General features: G+C 49.0%; 16 protein-coding genes. 14 read left to right on the top strand and 2 right to left on the bottom strand.

What is annotated here, in order from left to right; genetic code table 11:
• Positions 1 to 83 precede the first annotated feature (83 nt).
• The 14 genes from KI809_RS01925 (at position 84) to KI809_RS01860 (ending at position 14981) form a co-directional block, all read left to right on the top strand.
• Entirely contained in the window at positions 84 to 1475 is a 1392-nt protein-coding gene (locus KI809_RS01925; RefSeq protein WP_214169823.1) for a TolC family protein, read from the top strand.
• A 25-nt stretch (positions 1476 to 1500) separates the two neighbouring features.
• On the top strand, positions 1501 to 2934 hold the full coding sequence (locus tag KI809_RS01920; RefSeq protein ID WP_214169822.1) for an efflux RND transporter periplasmic adaptor subunit: 1434 nt from the start codon (positions 1501 to 1503) through the stop codon (positions 2932 to 2934).
• Positions 2935 to 2976: 42 nt separating this feature from the next.
• Positions 2977 to 6114 (top strand): efflux RND transporter permease subunit, encoded by a 3138-nt coding sequence (locus tag KI809_RS01915; protein ID WP_214169821.1) that lies wholly within the window; start codon positions 2977 to 2979, stop codon positions 6112 to 6114.
• 350 nt (positions 6115 to 6464) lie between these two features.
• Complete coding sequence (locus KI809_RS01910; RefSeq protein WP_214169820.1) at positions 6465 to 6932, top strand: hypothetical protein; 468 nt, start codon at positions 6465 to 6467, stop codon at positions 6930 to 6932.
• 82 nt (positions 6933 to 7014) lie between these two features.
• Complete coding sequence (locus tag KI809_RS01905) at positions 7015 to 7284, top strand: hypothetical protein (protein ID WP_214169819.1); 270 nt, start codon at positions 7015 to 7017, stop codon at positions 7282 to 7284.
• Between the two features lie 57 nt (positions 7285 to 7341).
• A complete protein-coding gene (locus tag KI809_RS01900; protein WP_214169818.1) occupies positions 7342 to 8193 on the top strand; it encodes a GerMN domain-containing protein in 852 nt (283 codons plus the stop codon).
• A complete protein-coding gene (locus tag KI809_RS01895; RefSeq protein WP_214169817.1) occupies positions 8193 to 8630 on the top strand; it encodes a cytochrome c in 438 nt (145 codons plus the stop codon). Before KI809_RS01900 ends, KI809_RS01895 begins: the two co-directional genes overlap by 1 nt.
• Before the next feature lie 526 nt (positions 8631 to 9156).
• Positions 9157 to 9555, top strand: a complete 399-nt coding sequence (locus KI809_RS01890; protein ID WP_214169816.1) for a DUF302 domain-containing protein — start codon at positions 9157 to 9159, stop codon at positions 9553 to 9555.
• A gap of 12 nt (positions 9556 to 9567) precedes the next feature.
• Complete coding sequence (locus tag KI809_RS01885) at positions 9568 to 10803, top strand: two-component system sensor histidine kinase NtrB (protein WP_214169815.1); 1236 nt, start codon at positions 9568 to 9570, stop codon at positions 10801 to 10803.
• Positions 10800 to 12152: a sigma-54-dependent transcriptional regulator gene (locus KI809_RS01880; RefSeq protein WP_214169814.1), complete on the top strand. Its 1353-nt coding sequence runs from the start codon at positions 10800 to 10802 to the stop codon at positions 12150 to 12152. Before KI809_RS01885 ends, KI809_RS01880 begins: the two co-directional genes overlap by 4 nt.
• Before the next feature lie 171 nt (positions 12153 to 12323).
• Positions 12324 to 12605, top strand: a complete 282-nt coding sequence (locus KI809_RS01875; protein WP_214169813.1) for a hypothetical protein — start codon at positions 12324 to 12326, stop codon at positions 12603 to 12605.
• A gap of 21 nt (positions 12606 to 12626) precedes the next feature.
• A complete protein-coding gene (locus tag KI809_RS01870) occupies positions 12627 to 13166 on the top strand; it encodes a MamS/MamX family magnetosome protein (protein WP_214169812.1) in 540 nt (179 codons plus the stop codon).
• A 34-nt stretch (positions 13167 to 13200) separates the two neighbouring features.
• Positions 13201 to 14067, top strand: coding sequence for a transporter (locus tag KI809_RS01865; RefSeq protein WP_214169811.1), 867 nt, complete (start codon positions 13201 to 13203; stop codon positions 14065 to 14067).
• Positions 14068 to 14093: 26 nt separating this feature from the next.
• Positions 14094 to 14981: a peptidase associated/transthyretin-like domain-containing protein gene (locus KI809_RS01860; protein ID WP_214169810.1), complete on the top strand. Its 888-nt coding sequence runs from the start codon at positions 14094 to 14096 to the stop codon at positions 14979 to 14981.
• 135 nt (positions 14982 to 15116) lie between these two features.
• Here KI809_RS01860 and KI809_RS01855 read toward each other — a convergent pair whose 3' ends face one another.
• Both KI809_RS01855 and KI809_RS01850 read right to left on the bottom strand, forming a co-directional pair.
• Positions 15117 to 15395: an integration host factor subunit alpha gene (locus KI809_RS01855; RefSeq protein ID WP_214169809.1), complete on the bottom strand. Its 279-nt coding sequence runs from the start codon at positions 15393 to 15395 to the stop codon at positions 15117 to 15119.
• 160 nt (positions 15396 to 15555) lie between these two features.
• Positions 15556 to 16923, bottom strand: coding sequence for a tyrosine-type recombinase/integrase (locus tag KI809_RS01850; RefSeq protein WP_214169808.1), 1368 nt, complete (start codon positions 16921 to 16923; stop codon positions 15556 to 15558).
• Between the last annotated feature and the right edge of the window lie 322 nt (positions 16924 to 17245).

Below are 17245 nucleotides of genomic sequence, written 5' to 3'. Positions count from 1 at the left end.
AAAACTATAAATATCAGCTTGGTATGTATTGGCATGACCTGTGTAAAGATACCTGTAATGTAAATATATGTTCAGGAGTTTCCATGAAAAACCTTCGCTCACTTGTTTTTCTTATGCTGCTAGCTCTTTCGCCAGTTGTTGCATGGTCGGAAGAAGTGAAATTACCTGCCGAAGATCTGGCAACTCTTGTTTCTTCTGCAGTTGCCAATAATCCCGAATTAAAGTCTTCCCAGGCCAAGTGGCAGATGTTTGCCAACAAGGCCAAGCAGGCATCAAGCCTAGAAGACCCGATGTTCATGTTCAAGCTGCAAAACCTTGTGGCTCGTGAGCCGTTCTCTTTTGGCGGCTCTGACCCTCAGACCGCAAAAGTAATCGGCATCTCACAGCAATTGCCTTTCTGGGGGAAGCGGGCCATCAAACAGGAAGTTGCCGACTATGAGGCAGAATCCTATAAATGGTCTATTGAAGAGCGCAAACTTGAACTGACCAGGATGGTAAAAGAGACCTATTACCAGATCTGGGCAGTGGACAAGTTTTTGGGAATTATCGACAAAAACCTGCAGTTACTTGGCGACATCAAAACAATTGCCGAATCGAAATACTCTGTTGGACAGGGAGTACAGCAGGATATCTACAAGGCCAGTCTTGAAAAGTCAAAGATGCTCGACATGCAGATCACCCTCAAACAGCAGCGGCAAAGTCTTGCGGCCAATCTCAACTACCTTCTGTATCGTCCCGGAAATACTCCTTTTGGAACTATTGCCGATTTCACCCTGCCGCAGATCACGCTTTCTGCCCAACAGCTCAACGAGATTGCCTTTGATAAAAGACCTCAGATAAAAAGCCTGATCAACCTGTCCAACAAGGGTCAGGCATCACGACGGTTGGCGGAAAAAGAATTTTATCCAGATTTTAATCTCTCATTCGAATACATGTTCCGCGAGAAGGTTGATACCGACATGGTGAAAGATCCCGGTTACAATATGTTCACTGTCGGCGTTACCTTCAACCTGCCGTTGCAGAAAGAGCGTCGTCAGGCCATGGTCGTTGAGGCGTCATCCGAGACAAACATGTCACTGGAAGAGCTCAACGGATTGAAGAACAACATCTCGTATACCATTAACGACACCCTTGCCCAACTGGACCGACGCAGGAAGCTTGTTGAGTTGTACAAGGGTGGTATCATCCCCCAGGCGGAACAATCCCTTGAATCAGCCGTCATCAGCTATCGGGTCAACAAAGTGGATTTTCTGACCCTTCTGGATGGCAGAATGAACCTGTTCAACTACGAGCGGGAACTGTACGACTCGCAGGCCGAGTACATGATGAAACTGTCCCAGCTTGAAGCGGCTGTCGGAAGCGATCTCATATCGACGTCTGCTATTCAGATAACGTTGCCATCGGCGGCAATGCCTGAAAAAACACAGACACCGGCTGAAACAGCGCCTGCGTCTGAACACTCTCAACATCATTAAAATTCATAGATACCGAGGTACAGCCATGGCCCTGAACAAGAAAATCGCAATCCCCTTGACCGTAATTATCCTGGCATCAGCAGCAGGTGGCGGCTGGTTCATGTGGCAGAAGCAGCATTCCGGCAAGGCAACCGAGCAAAAGGCGGCCCAGGGCAAACAACTTTACACCTGCTCCATGCACCCCTTCATCATCAAGGACAAGCCCGGCACCTGCCCGATCTGCGGTATGGAACTGATCAAGAAGATTGACGGCGCCACCGGTGGAGAGCAAACCGCCGAGCAGAAGCAGCAGGCCGACATGCTCGGGCATGTGTCCCTGTCACCAACCCAGCGGGTCATGGCCAACGTCGCTACCGTGGCTGCGAAACAGTCTACCCTGAATAAAGAGATCAACGCTGTCGGCATTGTCCAGTATGACCAGTCCCGCCAGGCCAAGGTCACCGCCTGGATCGCAGGTCGCATCGACAAACTGCATGTGAACAAAGTCGGAGATGTCGTCAGTAAAGACAAACCTGTGGCCGAAATATATTCTCCTGACCTGCTTGCCACTCAGCAGGAGTACCTGCTGGCAGTCAAAAGCCGCGATCAGCTGAAAAACTCTCCTATACCCTCCATCGCACAGAACGGCGATGGTCTGGTAGCATCTGCCAAACAGCGATTGATGCTCTTCGGCGTCAAGGAGAGCCAGCTTGCGGAACTGGAAAAGGCGGGCAAGCCGAATATCAGGCTCCCCATCTACACGCCACTCTCCGGCGTGGTCATCGAAAAAATGATGCAGGAGGGGCAGTACGTCAATACCGGCGAGGTGCTTTTCAATATTGCTGATCTCTCAAGAGTCTGGGTGGAGATCGATGTCTTTGAAAATGAAGTCCCGTATGTACGGGTCGGACAGCAGGTTGAAATCCGTTCATCTGCCGACGCCAAAGTTGCAACAAACGGCAGGATCAGTTTTGTCTATCCTTTCCACGACCCCAAGACACACACAGTCAAGGCCCGTGTCGAGATGGCGAATGCCGGACAGCATCTGAAGCCTGATATGTTCGTCAATGCGATCATCAAGGTTCCGCTTGCCACAGGGATCGTGGTTCCGGTAACTGCGATTATTGATACCGGCAAACGCCAGGTGGTCTGGGTGGAAACATCTCCGGGGATGTTCGAACCACGTGACGTGCAGGTGGGAGAGCGGGTTGACCAAAAGGCCCAAATACTCTCCGGCCTCAAATCAGGCGACAAGGTAGCGGTATCCGGCGGTTACCTGATCGACTCTGAATCGCAACTGAAAGGTGGCGGTGGTCAGGATCACAGCAAGCATACCGGCGCTAAACCTGACGCAAAAGGACAACAGTCACCGGCAACGGCTCAGCAGCCTACGCAAGGAGGCCACGAGGGTCATGGCGCCACACCGTCGCCGCAGGCTCCGGCAAAGAAGTCGCTGAAAATGGACGACATGAAGATGTAGCTTTAACCTGATAAAGACTTCAAGCCCGACAAGGACCCCCTTATGATAGAAAAAATTATAGAATATTCCGCTCGTAACCGGGTAATTATCCTGATGATCTTCGGGTTGATCATCGCTTGGGGTACATGGTCGGTCTACAAAACCCCCGTGGATGCAATTCCAGACCTCTCCGACAACCAGGTAATCGTTTTTACCGATTATCCAGGACGATCGCCGCAGGTGGTTGAAGATCAAGTCACCTATCCGCTGGCGGTCAACCTGCAAGGATTGCCACAGGTCCGCGCCGTGCGTGCTTCCTCCGCCTTCGGTTTTTCCATGATCTATGTCATCTTCGAAGACAAGGCTGACATCTACTGGGCTCGGACCAGGGTGCTTGAGCGGCTGAATTACGCGGCTTCGCTTCTCCCGCCCAACGTTGTTCCGACCCTGGGACCGGACGGAACCGGAGTCGGCCATGTCTTCTGGTACACCATCGAAGGTAAAGGGTATGACCTGGAGCAGTTAAGGACGCTGCAGGACTGGTTTGTCCGGTACCAGCTGAACACCGTTCAGGGGGTAGCCGAGGTGGCCTCCATCGGCGGTCTTGTACGCGAATACCAGATCGATCTTGATCCGAACAAACTCTTTGCCTACAAGATCAAGACCAGCACGGTAATGGAGGCGGTCAAGGCAGCCAACAAGGATGTTGGTGGCAAACTTATCGAACAGGCCGATGCCGAGTACCTGATCCGCGGTCGCGGCTATGTCAAATCAAAGGAAGATCTGGAAAATATTGTAATCGGCGCTGATATGCGCGGTACACCGATCTACATCAAGAATCTGGGGACTGTTCAGATGGGTGGCGCCATCCGACGTGGCCTTTTGGAAATGAACGGCGAAGGGGAAGCGGTTGGCGGTATAGTGGTCATGCGTTATGGAGAGAACGCCCATGACGTTATTCACCGTGTCAAAACCAAGATCAAGGAACTTGAAAAAGGACTGCCACCGGGCGTGAAGATCATGGTCTCCTATGACCGTTCCGACCTGATCATGCGGGCAGTGGATACCCTGAAGAAAAACCTGTTGGAAGAATCGGTCGTTGTATCGCTGGTGATCCTGATCTTTCTTCTGCACTTCCAGAGCGCCCTGGTGATCGTCCTGACCCTGCCGATCTCGGTACTGATCGCCTTTATCACCATGAAGCTGATGGGGGTCACGTCAAACATCATGTCGCTGGGTGGTATTGCCATCGCCATTGGCGTTCTGGTGGATGCCGGTGTCATCATGGTGGAGAACTGCTACCGCCACCTTTCCGAGATGCCACCGGAGGAACGAGCGGGAAAACGGCTGGAGGTTGTCATAACATCTGCCAAACAGGTCGGTCGGGCGATCTTCTTCTCCCTGGCGATCATCGTCCTTTCCTTCGTGCCGGTATTCATGCTGGAAGGGCAGGAAGGAAAACTGTTTCATCCGCTGGCGTTCACCAAGACCTTCTCCATGATGGGGTCGGCCATGATCGCCATTACCCTGGTACCGGTGCTGATGTACTACTTCATGCGGGGCAAAATGCCGCCTGAAAGCTCCAATCCGGTCTCCACTTTCTTCATCAAGCTTTATTCACCGGTTATTCGCTGGGTGCTGGTCTGGAAAAAAACCACCATCGCCCTCAATCTTGTCGCCCTGGCGATTGCCGTGCCTATGTTTATGAGCCTTGGCAGTGAATTCATGCCTCCGCTCGATGAAGGTTCGCTTCTCTATATGCCGGTCACACTTCCCAACGTATCCATCACCGAGGCCAAGCGTATCATCCAGGTGCAGGATCGGATCATCAAGGCCGTACCCGAGGTGGAACATGTATTAGGCAAGGTGGGACGAGCCGAGACTTCCACCGATCCGGCGCCGGTCTCTATGTTCGAGAGTATCATAATTCTAAAACCCAAAGAGCAGTGGCGACCAGGGATGAAGAAGGCTGATATCGTGGCTGAACTGGACGCAAAACTCCGGCAGATCGGGGTACGAAACGGGTGGACACAGCCGATCATCAACCGGATCAACATGCTTTCAACCGGAGTGCGTACTGACCTGGGGGTCAAAATCTTCGGTAATGACCTGAATGTGCTTAAAGACCTGGCTATACAGGCAGAGGCGATTCTCAAGCCGATCAACGGTGCCGCCGACGTGGTAGCCGAACGGGTCACCGGCGGCAACTACATCGACATCGACATCGACCGCGAAGCAGCCGCCAGGTACGGAGTTTCTGTTGGTGACATACAGGATGTCATCGAGACCGCCCTTGGCGGCGAGATGCTTTCAACAACTGTTGAAGGGCGAAACCGCTTCCCGATCCGGATTCGTTACCTGCGAGACTATCGCGACAATATACCTGCCATTCGCCGAATTCTGGTGGCAGGGATGGAAGGGGCACAGGTGCCATTGTCACTGGTGACGAAACTCAAAGTCTCCACCGGCGCACCGGAGATCAACAGCGAGGGGGGACTCCTGCGTTCACTGGTCTTTCTTAACGTACGTGGCCGGGACATGGGAGGCTTTGTTACCGAGGCGAAACAGATCCTAGAAAAACAACTGAAACTCCCTCCTGGCTACTACGTTATGTGGTCCGGCCAATGGGAGAACCAGATTCGCGCCAAGGCCAGGCTGCAGGTACTGATACCGCTGGGTATGGTAATTATCTTCATCCTGCTCTACTTCACGTTCCATTCTGCCCTTGAGGCGAGCATGGTAATGCTCTCTGTTCCATTCGCACTGGTGGGGGGGGTCTATCTGGTCTCAGCCCTAGGTTACAACCTGTCGGTTGCTGTCTGGGTCGGGTTCATTGCCCTGTACGGCATCGCCGTGGAAACCGGGGTGGTAATGGTCATCTACCTGCACGAAGCGCTGGACAAAAAGCTGATCAACGGCCCCTGTACCGAACAGGATATCTACGATGCCACTTTCGAGGGAGCGGTGCTTAGGCTCAGGCCCAAGCTGATGACCGTGGCTGTGGCTTTGCTTGGTTTGATTCCGATCATGTGGTCAACGGGTACCGGTGCCGACGTGATGAAGCCGATTGCCGCACCGATGATCGGCGGCATGATATCCTCCGCAGTGCATGTGCTGATCATGACCCCGGTGATCTTTGTATTGATGAAGAAACGGGATCTGAAAAAGGGTCGGCTGCATTATTCGGGGATGAAGCACTAGGATGCAAAATGAAAGGGGAGCTTAAATGAAAAAAGTCGCCAAGCTGTTAGCCTCGTTGATTGTTATGTCCATGTTATCTGCGTGTTGTGCGTTTATGAACAGTTCGAAGGACCAGTCTGATCCCAAAGACGAATCCGGTGGCAGTCACAGTGGCCATACACATCACTAATTAAAGGGAAAAGCATGTAGCAAAGGAGAATATGCTACACATCTGTCTAATATTCTCCATGTAGTATTGTGTCGATAATAGTAAATTACTATAAAAACAGCTTGTTACGCGTTGGCACGGCATATGCTTTAAGTTAAGTAATAGCTCAGCAATTTTATCTAGGTAAAGGAGAATTCGCAACATGAAAAAAATAACCGTACTAATCGCCGCGCTCTTTGCCCTCTCAGCTCCAGTGGCCTCTATCGCTGCAATGGATCATGGTTCCATGGATATGGGGCATGGCGCCCATCAGGGCGATGTAGCCCATGAAGAGGTAGTGGACGGCGTCAAGGCAACCTTCAAGGTCATGAGCATGAAAGAGCACATGAAAGCCATGAAAATGGAAATGCCCAAAGAAATGAAGGAGACCCACCATATAGCCGTAGAGTTCAAAGATGCTAAATCCGGCAAGGCCCTGACTGAAGGACAGGTCACGGTCAAAGTGCAGAACCCGGACAAGAGCGATCAGACCAAGGAGTTGATGGGGATGCAGGGACATTTCGGCGGCGATTTCGACCTGTCCAAGAAGGGTAAATACGGAGTCATGTCCAAGTTTCAGTTGAAGGACGGCAAGGTGCGCAGCGCCAAGTTCTGGTATACGGTTAAGTGACCGATTGACGTTAGCGGATAGTGATGTACAGTTTCTTGAATGGAGAGTTATCTCTCTTAATTCCATTAAGGAGGAAAAGGGTATGAAAAGGTTATTGGTAGTAGTAATGGCAGTAGGTTTGTTTGGCGCTATGCCGGCTTTTGCTGCAGATCATGCAGGGATGAAGATGGATACATCCGAAGGTGTACGAGAATGTGCTTTAAAGGCAGAAACGATTCAGGAAAAGATCAAGCGATTGGAAACAGAAGTTGCGAATGGCGATAAAAAGTATGATGCCAAGGTACTTAAAAAGTTGAAGCAAAAGTTGGATGAAGCAAACAAAGATTTAGATAGAATGCTCACCGGACCTTAAAATTTAGTAAACGAGGCGGGCCAAAAAGCCCGCCTCAATTATTTCAAGCAGGTTACCATGAAAAAAACCATATCCATTATGGTAGCATTAGCATTAACCGGATTTCTGATCTACGGAATCACCTTTCAAAAAAAGAAAATACCAGTCGAGAAGCCTGGAACGGTTATCGCTACACCTGCCTACGAAAAATCGTACGGCCCCGCACCTACCGTTGACAAAGGTACGGCTTACGCTTTTGTGATCTATTTTCCATCAGCCAAAGAATCGGGAAAAATTGTGCCGTTTCCGTTCTTCACTTTTGATGAAGGAAGTATCAAAAAGGTTGCGGTTGAGCGGCTTCTATCCGGCATGGAGACCGGCAGCTATCAGGGAGAATTCCTGTCAGCGCCACCCGGCAGCCGGATTGTTTCCTTGAGCGAGACTCAGGGAACAGTTATCCTTACCCTGAGTAAAGAGATTGCCTCACCTAACGCCAGCCAATTTGTCACTGCTCTCATCCAGACGCTGCGTCAGTTTAAAGGCGTTTCAGCAGTGAGCGTCAAGATCGAAGGGAGCGATAAAACGCTCGCATCCGAAGGAGACGATAGCAGCATCATTCAGCCGGGACCGCCGCGCCTGTTGAGCGTAACGGCCATGAAAGACAAAGGGGCCAAAGAGGTTGAGGAGGTGAATGCCTTTTTTGACCGGCCGGTTGACGTCAAGGAACTGAAACTTCTGGCAAAGGATGATAAGCAGTACGAAGGAGATCTGTATCATTCTGCGTTTGACATGGCGGGGGTGCTCAAGCCGAAGGACCGCTCACGGTTCACGGAACGCATGCCGATCAAGGTGCGCTGGAAAGTGGTGGATAAGCTTGGCAGGCAGGCGGAAGGTGATAATGTCTGGTTTTTGGAGGTCAAGGAACATTGATGAAGAGGACAATTGTTATCACAGTAAGTTGTTTAGCACTGGGATTGCTGTCAGTTGCCGGTTCGGCTCTTGCTCATGGCACAGAGAAGCACGATAAAGGGAAGCTGGCAGATGTTCAGATGAAAAAACTGCACACCATGATGCCGTTGTTTTCACTTGTGTCGGCCGAACTTGAAAAAGCAATTGAGAAGAGAGACTCGGCAGCAGTGGAGCTTGAAGCTGGAAAGATGCTGCGAGCCATACCCGAACTGAAGAAATCGAAACCGCACAAAAACGTCAATCAGCAAAAGAAATTTGTTGAACTGGCAGAATCTTTGGAGTTGGCCTTAACTTCAACAAACGTAATGGCGGAAAAGGGAGATTTTGCCGGTGCAAGAAAGGCATTCAAAAAGGTTGAGGAAACCTGCGCCGCATGTCATGCCAAGTTCCGTGATTGAACAGCAACTATCAACGGATATGAGGTAATGCCTGAGACAGACAAAGACCATGTCAAATTTGGGTGGCACAGTCTTGGCATGTTATGGCGGAGCAACGAAAGAATAATCTGATTGGATAGATAGAGTCATGCAGAAAACGCCTCAAGACTGCACAACTTGCAAGCACGGAATTTTGAGTGACACGCTAAAGCGGTGCAACATATGCTCAACGTTAACGCCCAAATTCACAAAATGGGAACCCGAAAAAACGTTAGAACAAGTAATAAAAGATCACAATAAACTATACGGAATTGTTGACAATACTGAAATTGATTAGATCGTTGCTAATCGATCCCCACCGCTCTCCAAACTCAAACCATAGTTTAGAATGCAAAAGAGAACCACTCTTCCAGACCCCTTGCTTGGCTGTTAAATATTTTATCGCACTGCAACTGAATAGAAGGATAAATTGTAGTGCGGCTGGTATAATTTACCCAGTAAAGTTTGTGGAAATATAAGTCAAACAGTTTGCACCTGGGAGGACGCTATGGAACTAAAAACCACCTACGCATTCGGCAAGGTAGTTGATGCACGGTTCGCAGAGATAGATCAGAAAGTACGAGCAGAGCTGGCCAAAGAAGGTTTCGGCATCCTAAGTGAGATCAATGTTCAAAACAAATTCAAGGAAAAGCTCGGCAGGGATTTTCGTGAATATATTATTCTCGGTGCCTGTAATCCTGCATTGGCTTGGGAAGCTTTTGCCAAAGAGATCAACATCGGCACACTACTCCCGTGCAATGTAGTGATCTATCGAGATGACAATGCTAAAACCGTGGTCATGGTAATGGACCCAGTTGCCGCCCTAGGCGTGATCGGTAATGACGAACTCACCGAAATCGCCGCTCAGGTCCGGGCCAGGATGGAACGCGTCCTGGCTGCCCTCTAAGAACATTACTGAATGAGAAAAGTATTATTATTTGGCGGAGTATTGTTGTCCGCTGTCCTTATCTGGTTCACTGCAAGCAATTACCAAAGTGCTCGACCGATTGCCGAAGAAAACTTGCGCGGTCTAGCCTTGTCCCTTACGTCCGCTATTGAAAATATCGCCATCCACGACCCCACTCTGCAGAACCTTGGTACATTCAAGTCTCAAGACATAGCATTTTTCGCACTGATAGATCGGAAGGGCTTGTATCGATTTCACACCAACTCTGATCTCATTGGTACGCCTATACAAGGTGTTCTACCACTACCTACACTCCAGGACGGAACAACGTCATATGAACGTATAAACCTTCGTACTGGAGAAATCGCTTTCGAGTTCAATGCTCCCATCTATCTCTCGGGAGAAACACTCGTCCTCCGGTTGACGCTCCATACCTATCGTGCTGATACCGTTATCAGACGGGCAGAACTGAACATGATAGTCCTACTCTGTCTTCTCGCTGCTGGATGGGTTTTGGCTCTGGCTCTCTACCGCTTTACCTGGCGGGAAGAACAGCGCAAATTGGAAATGGCGCATCGTGAAAGCTTGGCGCAGTTGGGCGAAGTGGGAGCTATGCTTGCCCACGAAATCAGAAACCCGCTGTCTGGGATTAAGGGGTACGCCCAGGTAATTGAAAAGAAACCTCAGGATGAGCGTAATAGCGGGTTTGCCCATCGTATCGTATCGGAAACTCTCCGGCTAGAGACTCTGGTCAGCGACCTGCTCTCATATGCCAAAAGTGATCGTGAATCGATGCTTACGCTGAATCTCTCAGCAGTTGTTTCTCATGTCGTAGCTCTTCTCCAACCAGAAGCTGAGCAACTCAATATCAAATTTATTTGTGAATTTACGGAAAATATCTTGATTTACAGTAACCAGGACAGGTTATCGCAAGTCCTGCTCAATGTAGTCAAGAATGCCATTCAATCTATATCTGAAAGCGGTTCTATCAAGATAACATCAAGTGTAGATGGGAAATATGCTTTAGTGAAAGTGAGCGACACCGGGCAAGGGATAAGCATGGAAGACCTGCCCAGAATTTTTGAACCATTCTATACTACCAAGGCCAGAGGAACAGGATTGGGGCTGGCTCTGTGCAAAAAGATAGTCGAAGAGCATGGGGGAAAGATCACCGTGCAAAGCAGTGTTGGGGAAGGAACTACCGTATCCATATCAATCCCCATTCGGCAGAGTAGGAGTAAAAAATGAAGGGACGCATTTTACTGGTCGAAGACGATGAAACATTCAGAAGTTTATTGCAGACGATCCTGGAGGATGATGGCCATGAGGTCTTGACCGCAGATGACGGGCTCAAGGGGTTGCAGCTGATCCGAAGTAAGAGCTTTGATCTGGTGGTGTCTGATTTGAAAATGCCCGGCAAGACCGGCCTGGAACTGTTTCGCGAAACACGGATTGATCCAAACCCGCCTCTGTTTATATTTATAACCGCTTTTGGCAGAGTAGATGAGGCGGTTGGCGCCATGAAAGAAGGAGCTGTGGATTTTCTCACCAAGCCGTTGGAAAATCCTGACGCCTTGCTTGTCTTGGTAAATCGCGCAATCGAAGGTCAGGGTCGTGCCCGAGAGTACGTTACTCTTAAAGAAGCCGAAGCCGCTGGACTGCCGCCTGAAGAACTGATTTTTGCGGGTCAGGCAATGCAAATGGTTCGCAAACTGGTACATGACGTAGCTTCTACCACAGCGAACGTTTTGATTTACGGCGAAAGCGGCACCGGCAAAGAACTCGTGGCTCGCACCATTCACCTGTTAAGCCCCAGAGGAAAGGCCAGCTTTGTACCACTTAACTGTGCCGCCATTCCGGAAAACCTTCTGGAAAGTGAACTGTTCGGCCATGAAAAGGGAGCTTTCACCGGCGCAATTCAGGCTCGACAAGGTAAATTTGAACTTGCCAGGGGCGGCACCATCTTTCTGGACGAAATTGGTGAAATGCCTTTGGCACTACAGGCAAAGCTGCTTCGTGTTCTGCAAGAGCGGGTATTCGAACGTGTTGGGGGCAGCAAAGAGATTAAAGCCGATGTTCGAGTCATAGCCGCAACCAATAGAAATCTCCAGGATGAAGTTACTCAGCGCAGGTTTCGGGAGGACCTCTATTATCGATTGAATGTTTTCCCAATACAACTTCCGCAACTCAAGGACCGGGCTGATGCCATTCCTTTACTGGCGGGTTATTTTCTTAACCGATTCAGCATGCAGATCGGCAAAAAGCTCAAAGGTTTCGAGAAAGAGGCATTAAGTGCGATGGAGCATTATGTCTGGCCGGGCAACGTTCGTGAATTGCAGAATGTCGTGGAGCGGGCCGTGATTCTGGCCCAGGGAACCATCCGCTGCGATAATCTGCCTGACACCGTGTCACGTAAAACTGAACCGGTACCCCAAGACAGCAGAGATGCCCTGAAATCCGTAGAACGGGAAATGATTATCAAGGCCCTTGGCAAGCACAGGGGGAATCGGCGACTGGCATCTGAAGAGCTCGGTTTGTCGCGTCGGGCATTACAGTACAAACTGAAAGAGTACAATCTCCTTGATGAAAAGGAGTGAGGTGCAATGTCTTTCTCATCAAGTGCAAATGTTTGCACCAAATATTTAGGTTCAGCTTGATACATTTAATTGATAGTAACGCAAATTAAGCATGTTATGCATAAATCATCTATTGGCACAATCCATGGAATATCTCCCTGCAGAAACACCAACCCAAGGAGGTATTACCAAATGAGAAAATTCACTACCGTAGCAGTTATTGCAGCACTGGCTCTCGCCGCTACCCAGGCACTTGCCATGGGAGGTGGTTCTAGGGGTGGGCAGACAATGTCATCAACCATGTCCACAACCAGTATGACTACTGGCTCCAAGATGACGACCGGTACCCATACTATGACTTTGACAGCAACGATGAGTGGTACCGGTACCATGACCACCACAATGCCAGCCAATGGGACGACTAAACCGCAGATGACATCCGGGACGCCGATGCAGCCTGCTGCAGTCAAGTAAAGAACACAGGAGTAGTTTTACATGACACCAAGCCGTTTTTCTTTAATCTGTATGAAAGCAATTCTTCTGAACAGCTTGCTTTTCGGTACAGCGTTCGCCGGTTTCTTTGGCAGCGACGACAAGGGGAAAAGCGGCCTGGATTTTAACGGTGGCTATGACATCAACACGGTTACCACAATGTCTGGACGGGTCATTTCACTGCCGCACCCAGGTGAGAATGAAAATACCATCATGGAAGTCAAGAGTGGTAACGAATTGCTTAACATCTGTTTAGGGCCGGGATCGTACTGGGATAAGAATGGGATCGCCATTAATGTGAATGACGACCTTTCGGTCAAAGGGTCAAAAGCTCAGGGTCAGGATGGAAAATCGTATGTATTGGCACAGAAGCTTGTGAACAAAACCACAGGTGCGCAAGTAGATCTGCGAAATGACAAAGGTGAACCGGCTTGGTCGGTAAGAAACACCAGCCGCACGCGAATGGAGAGCCCTGCCGGAGGCATGAGAAACCAGGGCGGTGGCATGATGCGGAGCGGTGGTGGTGGCATGATGAGGCGCTAAAGAACGAAAATAGTATTGGTAGCAACGAGGGGACATGAACTTGAAAAATTCTATCCAGATAATTGTCAGTTGCGTTCTGGGTCTGGTGACAGTACTTGCAGCGCCCTATCATGTGCAAGCAGAGCAATATATCTATTCCGTTAGTCAGGGATTTGAGTTCAGCTCTGGGAAATATGGCACCGACACTCGCACCGACACTATTTTTGCGCCTCTTACCATTTTTGCCAGCCCAACCGATCGTTTAAGCCTTTCGCTTGAAATTCCATTCGTCTACCAAAGTAACGGCAATGTAGTATCCAGTATCGCTCGTGGAGGCATGCAGGGGGGTAGAACCACGATGCTGTCGGCGGTTGGAATGAGTGGCATGTCCGGCACCGGCAGTGGCATGTCTTCCTCTTCAGGCAGCATGAATCAGTCAGAGAGCGGTCTTGGTGACATAACCCTCAAGGTCGGCTATATCCTGCTATCCGAAAAAGATTCGATGCCGCAAATTCGCCCTATGGCATTCGTCAAATTTCCAACTGCCGACAAGAACAAGTCTCTGGGAACCGGTGAGTTCGATGAAGGGTTTGCCGTAGAGATCACAAAGTGGCTTGGCAACTGGAACCCGTTCGTAGAAGCAGGCTACACCGTGCAAGGGAAGAGTACGCAACTTGCCCTCAAAAACTATATGGCCTACAACGCAGGTGTAGGGTACCAAGTTGCCGATAATTTTCGCCCGATACTTCTTATCAAAGGCACTACTCCTCCGGCTGATGGTGCAAGCAGTTTGTTGGAAGTCCGGCTGAAATTGAAATTTCAGGTAACAAAACAGACAGGTATTGACGGATATATAGCCAAAGGAATTACCACCAATAGTCCCGATTTTGGTACCGGATTATCGGTATTCTACGACTTCTAACACGAAAATATAAAAGGATATAAATTATGAAAAAACATCTAATTACAATTGCAGCAGCCCTTACAGTCGGCCTTGTCGCAGGTTGTGGTGGCGGCGGAAGCACACCGGCAACATCAACTTCCGTCTCTGGCGCAGTTGCGGACGGTTATCTTGTTGGTGCAACCGTCTTCCTTGACAAAAATAGCAACTATCAGTTAGACGCGGGTGAACCATCAGCTACCACTGACGCTAATGGAGCCTATACTCTGAACATTGATCCTGCCGATGTTGGTAAATATCCGATTGTTGCAATGGCCATCAAAGGACAGACCATCGACAAGGATACTAATCAGACGGTATCAAACAGCTATATCCTCAGTATGCCAGCGACCGCTATGTCAGGCACGGTCAGCAGCAACTTCATCAGTCCAATGTCAACTCTCATCAGGGAGAAGATGGAAGCGAATCCGGGCATGACCTTGAACGACGCCATGATTCAGCTCCGTAATCAAATGAACTTGCCATCCACTATGAACATGATGGCGGACTATGTAGCCGGGTCACAGTCAGGAACAAACGCCACTCAGTTCCAAACAATGCACACTACTGCCCAGCAGATGGTCGGGCTGATGGCAGGACAGGCGAGTTTGGTCATGAACGGTAGCGCTGTGAATCAGAGCCGCTACCGCAGTATGATGGGGACGATCAACAGTAATATGCCGGCAATTACAGCAAATGTTATCAATGGGATGAACATGAATAGTACATTAATGATTGGCATGATAAGTCAGATGCAGACTCAACTGGGAGGTATGCCGGTCGGTGGTGGATTTGGCAATTACTCGGGGATGTTTCGCAATATGACAAGTCACAGCAGTTTTTGGAGCAATACCGGAACCCCAATGACCCCTATGAGTGGCGGTATGATGAGATAGGAATGGTCCTGTACCAAATGAACAAAATAGCGGGTCGCATTCTTTCGGGAAGCGGCCCGTTGTCTTTTTGTCAAAAGGTCGGTTGTAGGAAACGGCAAGTTAAATCGATCAAAACGGGGTAAGGGAAAGTTTGCTCTACTTGCCTTGCACGGCATCTTTAAGGATAGTGCTCGGCTTAAATGATAGGATTCTCCGCGCCGCAATGATAATGGTTTCTCCTGTTTGAGGATTCCTGCCCCTGCGCTCGTGCTTTTCCCTTACCTCAAACTTGCCGAAACCAGAGACTTTTATATCTTCTCCGGATTCAAGAGTGGATTTTATGATGCTGAAGACCGATTCCACCATGTCGATGGAATCTTTCTTTGTTAATCCACATTGTTCAGCGACTCTTTCAACAATATCGGCCTTGGTCATACTTGCTCCGCTAAGCTTAAAATAAGTGATGAAAAGGTATTTGATTCTTCATAGCCCCTCCCCCGACATTGGGGGAGGGAGAGGGGAGATGAAACCTAGCTGCAATACACCAACTTTCCTCATTTCGTCAAGAAGAGGTGTTGGGTACTGAAGGTCTATACTAATCTGCTTTGACAAGATCATTTGTATTTTCTGGCTTGGTTTTCAGTATTTCAAGGAGAAGAGCTTCCCATTTCTGCAGGGCGATTTTTTTCTCTTCATCATAACGATACTTGTTGTACACCCCGACCACACCTGGTTTTATGTGGTTCATTACCTCCTCGCCAACCTCATCTGATACCCCGACACGTGCCATATTTGTGCGAGCAGTTCGTCGAAGATCATGGGGTGACCAGGGTTTCATGCCGAAGTAGGGCTCTTTTCGCGCTTTAATTTTTCTATTGCCAACTACTTTCACGACATCATCGGACAAGTAGCCGCGATTAATCGCCTGCGATAGCGCATTCTCAGAAATATGACCTCGTTTTCCTCTCTCAGATGGGAAGATATGACCTTTTCCATCCCCAATTAATTTGAGGGCTGTATCAGTCAAATATACCCTGTGTTCTCGTTCATTTTTACCAGCAACTTCGGCAGGAATTGTCCACCATTTATCTTTAATTTGATCGCGGTGTATTTGAGCAACCTCGCCGGGCCGCTGGGCTGTCACGAGAATCAGTTTCAATGCACGTTTCACTTCGCGTGAGCTTGATGATTTATTGATTTCGTACCAAGCCTTCACGATCTCGTCATCGTCAAGGTGGCGTTCATCGGCTTTCGGGGCAATTTTGGGCACCGATTCGGTAATTTCATGGAATGGCTGTATCTCGGCCCATTCTTGACGACAAGCATATTTGAACATTTGTCTACAGAACTTCATAGTATTGCGAGCAGATCCCGGGACGTTGACAGCAATTTGTTGAATGAGGGTTAGTGCGTGTTTGTGTCGAACTGAAGATATTTCCATTTTACCGATGTTAGGAATGATGTGTGTTCTGATAGCACTGAGAATGGTTTCTTGCCATCTTTTGGAGTGGTTTTCTTTAGAGTAGTCAATAAACCAAACTGCAGCAAGCTGTTCAACTGTAGTAGGGACGAAGTCCTCTGGAATCTCCTCTTGGGTGAGAGTTTCAAAGGAGTAGTTTTCCAAATGATCTGCTGCGCGAGTGGCAGCCTCTGCTTCCAGTGCGGCTTCCATTGCTATCTTGGCCTTTTCTTCGGCAGCAGCTTTCTTTTCTTCGCGAGGATCTATGCCTTTCTTGACTAAATTGTATGCATCGTTGTATGCTACCCGTGCGTCAGCCAGGGACATTGCGGGGTAGTTGCCAAGCTGATAATACCCTTTTTGCTTGTTCAGCTCGAAAATATACAAGAATGTCTTCGTGCCGGTGGGAAGAACTTGAAGTGCAAATCCTCGTCCTTCTCTCAGAACAAATTTTTTCTCTTGCGGCTTGATTGACGCAAGAAATCTTTCGGTGAATTGCTTCATTTTTTACCCTTTTTCGTGCATCCGTTTTGCATCCGTTTTGCATCCGTTTTGATCGTCGCCGGACCCCTTGCATCCGTTTTGCATCCGTTTTGAAGTTGGCAAATAGAGAATCAATTAAAGACACATAGAAACATAAATAAGATAAAAACGTTGAAATGTCAATATGATGAGTGGGGTAACTGATAGATTGGGATACATTTTGAAAACTCAAGAAACGCCAGTGTGTCGGCTTCCCAAGCTGAAGGTCGCGGGTTCGAATCCCGTCTCCCGCTCCATTGTTAGGTAAGGGGCTAGCTGGTAAAGCTAGCCCCTTTTTCTTTTT

Source organism: Geoanaerobacter pelophilus (assembly GCF_018476885.1).
GTDB classification, from domain to species: Bacteria; Desulfobacterota; Desulfuromonadia; order Geobacterales; family DSM-12255; genus Geoanaerobacter; species Geoanaerobacter pelophilus.
This window is presented reverse-complemented; position numbering and strand designations above follow the sequence as displayed.